Origin of the sequence: uncultured Halopseudomonas sp. (assembly GCF_963977355.1) — a bacterium.
Lineage (GTDB): Bacteria > Pseudomonadota > Gammaproteobacteria > Pseudomonadales > Pseudomonadaceae > Halopseudomonas.
In genome coordinates, this window is the sequence record NZ_CAXBOV010000052.1 from 1 (window position 1) to 4910 (window position 4910).

Here is a 4910-nt window from a genome sequence, read left to right on the forward strand (position 1 = left end):
AACATGCGAAAAGTGTTTTTACACACTCTGGGCCAAAAGCGGACAGTTCGTGTCGGCATAACTTGGCCAATAGCGTCCAAGCTTCTGAGGCTTCATTGTTATCTTCCATGACGTGGAGGATAAGCTATGAACACCACTAACTTTTCTCGCGAGCCTTGGAATAAGGGCAAGCTCGTCGGGCAGAAAGCACCGCTTCGGCTTCAAGACATTTGGTCCATCCGAGTAAGGCTTCAGATTGCGGAGAACACCCGAGACCTAGCTCTTTTCAATCTGGCCATCGACAGCAAGTTGCGCGCCTGTGATTTAACAAAGCTCAGGGTCCGCGATATTGCGCACGGCGCGCACGTTTTGTCCCGAGCCATTGTAACGCAACAGAAAACGCATCGGCCTGTTCAGTTTGAAATCACGGGCCAAACCCGAACAGCGCTCGAGGCTTGGATGCATCACGCCCAATTGCGTAGCAACGACTTCCTGTTCCCGAGCAGATTGCATAGCTCAGAGCATCTTTCTACTAGGCAATACTCCCGGATCGTCAAGGCTTGGGTAACGTCGATTGCTCTTGACCCTGCTATGTACGGTACTCACACGCTACGACGCACCAAGGCAACACTGATTTACCGCAGAACGAAAAATCTCAGAGCCGTGCAGTTGCTACTGGGTCACACGAAGCTAGAGAGCACCGTTAGGTATTTAGGCATAGAGATCGACGATGCTATCGAGATGGCTGAGCAGACCGAAGCTTAGTATAGGTCTTCGGGAAAAGCTTGGCGCCTCCTGCGGCATTATCACGGCCATTTCGGATGCAAGCTGTCGATGATGTATGGGTGTGCATGCTCACGCCCAGACGAGGCAGTGTGTGGGTGGTCTTCCGTCAGGGCGTCATGTTGATGCAGTAGTTCTATCGGATCGTTAGCTGGCCAGAGTTTGATGGCTGAGACCAAAGCAACTACCGCTAAACCAGCTAGTATCAAAAGGGTGATCTGTATACTTGCAAAAGCCCCCAGCCAACCGGCCAGGGGGTACGCAATCAGCCAGCCCGCGTGCGATAACGAGAATTGTGCAGCAAAAACAGCCGGCCGATCCTGGCCATGGGCGGACCTTGTCAGTAGCCGGCCGATCGGTGTTTGCGCGGCAGAAAAGCCGATGCCAAGCCAGGCCCACACCGGTAGAAGCCAGGCCAAGCTGTTTACGGGGAGCGCAACAATTAATCCGGAAATGAGTATGACCGCCCCCGTCAGCATGACTTGACGATCCTGCCATCGCTGCAGCAGAGCCGGTAATGCCAAGGCGGCCAGCATCGAGCCACCACCAAATGCAGCAAAAGCCATCGCTGTATGCTGCTCGGTCAGGCCGAACTGACCCTGGACCAGTACCACTGTATTTACGATGACCATCGCCCCTGCCAGGCTAACGACCAAGTTCAATGCTATAACCCCACGAAGACGAGGTGTTGCTGTAAAAAGTTCAAACCCCCGCCGGGCACGCGCATAAACGCCCCTACGTTTCTCCGATTTGATGCCGGAAGGAATAAGCACCGAAGTCACCAGCAGCGCTGATGCTATGAACCCAATGACAGTTCCAGAGAACAGCGCCTGCCAACTAGTGAACACCAGTAGCAATGCTGCTAACGCGGGGCTAACCAGATTTTCCATGTCATAGGCTAGCCGCGATAGCGATAAGGCTTTAGTGTAATCAGCCTCATTCGGCAGCGCATCCGGGATGGTGGACTGAAAGATGGGTGTGAAGGCGGCTGACGCGCATTGAAGCACTGCGATCAGTAGATATACTTCCCAGATTTCAGTGACGAAGGGCAAAGCAAGGGCGATCGCAGCACGGACCAAATCCAGAAAGACCAGCATCACCCGGCGCGGTACGTTCTCTGCCAGTGCCGAAGCCAAGGGTGCTATCAATACATAAGCGACCATCTTGATGGCCATGGCGGTGCCCAGCACCTTGCCTGCTTCGTCATCTGCCAGATTAAAAGCGACGATGCTCAGCGCGACGGTTGCCAGACCGGTTCCCAGCAGCGCAACGACCTGCGCGAAGAACAGATGTCGGTATGTGCGGTGCTTCAGGATATCAAGCATTGCTTACCATCGTTTAGAGATAACGGGCTATGGCTTTGAACTCATCAATACGGCTTTGTTGTTCGGATTCTAAGGGCCCTATCGCGGCATCAAGGCAATGTTCTATATGGTCCTGCACCAATACCCGCTTCGCCTGCTGGATCGCCTTTTCCACCGCATGTAACTGTTGTGCCAGTTCAAGACAGGGTCTGCCGCTGTCAATCATATTGATGACGCTGGCAAGATGACCCTGCGCGCGCTTAAGACGCTTAATGATGTCCGGATGTGATTCGTGCATATGGTCGCCTGTCATTTCTAATTCCTATCCCCCTGGGGGGGATGGTATGCTTTAGAATCCTATTAATCCAACACTCTTGCCAACAAGCTGACTGATGATCACGGCCCTCCATCGCAAAATGCTGATTCCGATTGTCGTCATGCTGCTGGCATTGTCTGGCATGTCGCTGTCTGTAGTGGGTGAAGCATCATCCCATGGCCTTGCTGAGCTAGCTGGTGAGGCGTCAGGCGGGCATTCTGACCACTCCCACTCCCACAGCCACGATGATGTTGATGAGGAGTCAGAGGAGCATGTGCATCACGACTCCAGCAATCACAGTCACGAATCCTTAGACCATCCGACGATCCGGCCTGTCTCTGGCCATTGGATGTCAGTCAGGCAACTGCCTTCCCAGGCCGGCGATTCCCCTCGAAGTTTTCGCTACCGCCTCGAGCGTCCGCCCAAAGCGTCCTGACTGATTGAGTCTCGCTGCAACGCAACTTTTTAAACCAATTTTTGGAGTCTTTATGTTGTCAATTTTGTTTGACGGCCGTAGGCGTGCGCGTGCTGGCACGGGCGGACATCGTCTGTTCTGGATATGCCTGACACTCGGCCTGCTTGGTATGAGCGCCGATGTGCTGGCCCACGCTGTCGCCGAGGGCGACAAGGGATATATTCAGGAAATCACCGGGGTGAACCTGATCGCGTTCATGTACCTCGGTGCCAAGCACATGGTCACCGGCTATGATCACCTGCTGTTTCTCTTGGGAGTGATCTTCTTCCTCTACCGTATGCAACACATCGCCATCTATGTGAGCCTGTTTGCTGTTGGGCATTCCCTCACCATGCTGTTGGGTGTGTATTTCAACATCGGCATCAACAGCTACATCATCGACGCGATAATCGGACTTTCGGTGGTGTACAAGGCGCTGGATAACCTCGGCGCGTACCAGCGGTGGTTCGGCTTTCAGCCCAACACCAAGGCCGCGACATTGATCTTCGGCTTGTTTCACGGTTTTGGCCTGTCGTCGAAGATCATTGAGTACGACATCTCCCCAGATGGACTGGTCCCAAACCTGCTCGCATTCAATGTCGGCGTAGAAATGGGTCAGCTCATTGCTCTAGCCATGATCCTGATTGTGATGAGCTTCTGGCGCAAGACTGAAGGCTTCTTCCATCACGCCTATACCGCCAACGTGGCCATGATGGGTGCAGGCTTTCTGCTCATCGGCTATCAGCTCACCGGCTACTTTATTGCTTAATTCCGGAGAAATTTATGTATAACACCGATATGCCCTCCCGCGCTGAACTACCCAGCACCGCAAAGCTGATCCGTTCTACAATCATCTCCGCAATGGTCGCGCTGGCGCTTCTGGTGACCGTGGTCATGCCAGCGGAGTACGCACTGGATCCGACCGGTGTAGGCCGCCTGCTCGGTTTGACTGAGATGGGTGAGATAAAGCAGCAGCTTGCCGAAGAAGCCGCAGCGGATGAAGCCGCGCAGTTGACGGCAATACCTTCCGCTTATGAGGAGCTCACATCAGAGCCGGCACCGGTTCAGGGGGCAACAGCTGCCCCTGAGCCACAGGTTGAACCAGTGGTCGCGACACCTGCTCCGGCAGATGATGCACAGCCTGAATGGCAGGACGAAGTGCGTGTCGTGCTTACCCCTGGCGAAGGCACTGAATTCAAACTAACCATGGAAGAAGGTGCGGTAGCTAGCTTTCACTGGATATCCGAGGGCGGCCCGGTCAACTTCGATACTCACGGTGACGGCGGGGGCCAGTCCATCTCTTACGAGAAAGGACGTGGCGTCGCAGAAGATGAAGGTGAGCTGGAGGCGGCTTTCACCGGCAATCATGGATGGTTTTTCCGTAATCGGAATAATGAGGATGTCACGCTGGTGCTTCGCACTAGTGGTAACTACGGTGAGTTAAAGCGGGCGATGTGAAGCAGAAGACCTGATTAGGTGCCGTCACGTCCAGGCCAGTCTCGAATTGAGGCTGGCTTGGCTTGGTGGCCATAAACGTGTGCTCTGGTGGATAATTGAAAGCTTCCTTCACACCTCTTGGGCCATTGTCCGCTTTTGGCAAGTTTTGCCTTTCCCCAACGTAAGCTTCGGGTTGTTTTCTGCCTGATGCGACTGGCTGCTATTGGCCGATCGCATGCCGTCTAGCGTAAGATATCGATTTCGGTAAAGCAGTGGCTGAGAGTGAGGCGAACTTCCCATGAGCGAATCAGTACGGACGATTGTGAGATGCCAAGATTCCGGCGATGACACCGGGGGTCTCATTGTCGAGCTCCCGCCAAACGTCCTTGCAGGAATGGGCGTCGGTCCCGGTGATTCACTAACTATAGAATTGATTGACGGCGTGATAGTCCTTAGGCCAATCAGGTATGCTGAAACCAAATCCTGAGACAGCTGTTGACCGCCGGGAGTAGATCCTCCCCACGGGGTGCTGGAGGCCAAAAGCGGTCACAGGACGTCTAAAAAAGCAGGAGCGATTCACTTTGAATCGCCCCTAGTTTCGTAGACACCTCCAGGCCTTATAATCGAGGCACCGAGG

The 4910-nt window shown here is 54.1% G+C and carries 6 protein-coding genes; 4 read left to right on the forward strand and 2 right to left on the reverse strand.

Features of this window, described 5'->3' with window-relative positions; translation table 11 throughout:
* Positions 1–126: 126 nt before the first annotated feature.
* The gene (locus AAC076_RS17155; RefSeq protein ID WP_022961456.1) at positions 127–744 is read left to right on the forward strand and encodes a tyrosine-type recombinase/integrase; all 618 of its coding nucleotides are present in this window, start codon (positions 127–129) and stop codon (positions 742–744) included.
* Positions 745–785: 41 nt separating this feature from the next.
* Here the strand turns inward: AAC076_RS17155 and AAC076_RS17160 are convergent, their stop codons facing one another.
* Together AAC076_RS17160 and AAC076_RS17165 are read right to left on the reverse strand one after the other, a co-directional pair.
* A complete protein-coding gene (locus tag AAC076_RS17160) occupies positions 786–2087 on the reverse strand; it encodes an MFS transporter (RefSeq protein ID WP_339848044.1) in 1302 nt (433 codons plus the stop codon).
* Between the two features lie 13 nt (positions 2088–2100).
* A complete protein-coding gene (locus AAC076_RS17165) occupies positions 2101–2379 on the reverse strand; it encodes a metal-sensing transcriptional repressor (protein WP_022961454.1) in 279 nt (92 codons plus the stop codon).
* A 79-nt stretch (positions 2380–2458) separates the two neighbouring features.
* On the opposite strand from AAC076_RS17165, the gene AAC076_RS17170 reads away from it, so the two are divergent.
* The 3 genes from AAC076_RS17170 to AAC076_RS17180 all read left to right on the forward strand — a co-directional run bounded on the left by AAC076_RS17170 (position 2459) and on the right by AAC076_RS17180 (position 4294).
* Positions 2459–2818 carry a hypothetical protein gene (locus AAC076_RS17170; protein WP_339848046.1) on the forward strand — a complete coding sequence of 120 codons (360 nt, stop codon included), beginning with the start codon at positions 2459–2461 and terminating at the stop codon, positions 2816–2818.
* A 148-nt stretch (positions 2819–2966) separates the two neighbouring features.
* The gene (locus tag AAC076_RS17175; protein WP_339848050.1) at positions 2967–3605 is read left to right on the forward strand and encodes a HupE/UreJ family protein; all 639 of its coding nucleotides are present in this window, start codon (positions 2967–2969) and stop codon (positions 3603–3605) included.
* 14 nt (positions 3606–3619) lie between these two features.
* Positions 3620–4294 (forward strand): hypothetical protein, encoded by a 675-nt coding sequence (locus tag AAC076_RS17180; RefSeq protein ID WP_339848048.1) that lies wholly within the window; start codon positions 3620–3622, stop codon positions 4292–4294.
* Positions 4295–4910 lie beyond the last annotated feature (616 nt).

What these genes read in the sequence shown, in the direction of transcription:
- AAC076_RS17160 (WP_339848044.1), bottom strand. Translation starts at nt 2,087, where the DNA reads ATGCTTGATATCCTGAAGCACCGCACATACCGACATCTGTTCTTCGCG.
- AAC076_RS17180 (WP_339848048.1), top strand. Translation starts at nt 3,620, where the DNA reads ATGTATAACACCGATATGCCCTCCCGCGCTGAACTACCCAGCACCGCA.
- AAC076_RS17170 (WP_339848046.1), top strand. Translation starts at nt 2,459, where the DNA reads ATGATCACGGCCCTCCATCGCAAAATGCTGATTCCGATTGTCGTCATG.
- AAC076_RS17165 (WP_022961454.1), bottom strand. Translation starts at nt 2,379, where the DNA reads ATGACAGGCGACCATATGCACGAATCACATCCGGACATCATTAAGCGT.
- AAC076_RS17175 (WP_339848050.1), top strand. Translation starts at nt 2,967, where the DNA reads ATGAGCGCCGATGTGCTGGCCCACGCTGTCGCCGAGGGCGACAAGGGA.
- AAC076_RS17155 (WP_022961456.1), top strand. Translation starts at nt 127, where the DNA reads ATGAACACCACTAACTTTTCTCGCGAGCCTTGGAATAAGGGCAAGCTC.